Source organism: Micromonospora avicenniae (assembly GCF_900156065.1).
In the GTDB taxonomy this organism is placed as follows: Bacteria; Actinomycetota; Actinomycetes; order Mycobacteriales; family Micromonosporaceae; genus Micromonospora; species Micromonospora avicenniae.
This window is the reverse complement of sequence record NZ_FTNF01000063.1, coordinates 1-1,117: the sequence shown is the minus strand read 5'-3', so window position 1 is coordinate 1,117 and position 1,117 is coordinate 1. Positions and strand designations below refer to the sequence as shown.

The following is a 1,117-nucleotide window of genomic DNA, read 5'->3' as shown; positions in this document are numbered from 1 at the left end:
TGTACTGCCCAGGGACGTTGGTCAACCTGGTGATGGGCGGCTTGCCGCCGGTAGCAGTGTGGGGCCGGTGGTGATTGTAGTGATGGAGCCAGGCGGGCAAGGCTGCTCGGCGTGCGTGCTCTGAGCCGTAGAACCGTCGTAGTGCCCAGCCGTCGGTCATGGTGCGGTGGAATCGCTCGACCTTGCCGTTGGTCTGAGGTCGGTAGGGGCGGGTTTTCTTCGGCTTGATACCGAGCTGGTGGCAGGCGTCGCGCCAGGCGTGGGACTTGTAGGCCGAGCCGTTGTCGGACAGGACGCGTTCGACGGTGACGCCACGGTCGGCGAACCAGGCGACAGCGTTGCGGAGAACGTCGATGGCGGTGGTAGCGGTTTCGTCGTCACGGATCTCGGCGTAGGCGACGCGAGAGTGGTCGTCGATGACGGTATGCACGAAGGATGTGCCGATGCGAGGGTCGTAGCGGGTGTTGCGGGCGCCGGTGCGCCGGGCGGTGGCTCGCCGGTGGCGCTCGCCCTGGACTCGGCCGACGTAGCGCCAACCACCGCCGTCGGGGATGCTGCCGTACTTTTTGACGTCGACGTGCAGCATCGCGCCAGGCCGGTCGTGCTCGTAGCGGCGGACCGGCTCGCCGGTGGCGCGGTCGATGTGTGTCAGGCGGTTGATCCGGCAGCGGGTCAGCACGGCGTGCACGGTTGAGGCGGGCATCGCCAGCCGGCCGGCGATCTGCACCGGTCCGAGGCGCTGTTTCCACCGCAGGTGCACGATCTTGCGCACCGTCGGCTGCGGAGTCCTTGCCGGGCTGCGGTGTGGGCGCGAGGACCGGTCCGTCATCGCGGCCGGACCCTGCTCGGCATACCGCATCGCCCAGCGTTTCGCCGTCGGCCAGGACACGTCGTAGCGTTCCGCGGCGCGGGCGACCGGCCACCCCTGATCCACGATCAGACGCGCCAGACGAAGACGTGCACGAGGAGTCAAAGCGGCGTTAGCGTGGGACACGAAGGCCTCCTGGTTGCCGGAGCGGTTCCTAGACAGCTCCACTCCACAACCGGAGGCCTTCGTCATCACGTCTATCTACGTCGTGTCGTCACACAACCTCAACCAACGTCCCTGGGCAGTACA

At 67.5% G+C, this 1,117-nt stretch carries 1 protein-coding gene; it reads right to left on the bottom strand.

Translation table 11 applies throughout. The annotated features are described in order from the left end of the window. Positions 1-994: IS481 family transposase (locus BXA10_RS30270; RefSeq protein ID WP_076474253.1), on the bottom strand; the 994-nt coding region annotated here is incomplete at its 3' end. Between the last annotated feature and the right edge of the window lie 123 nt (positions 995-1,117).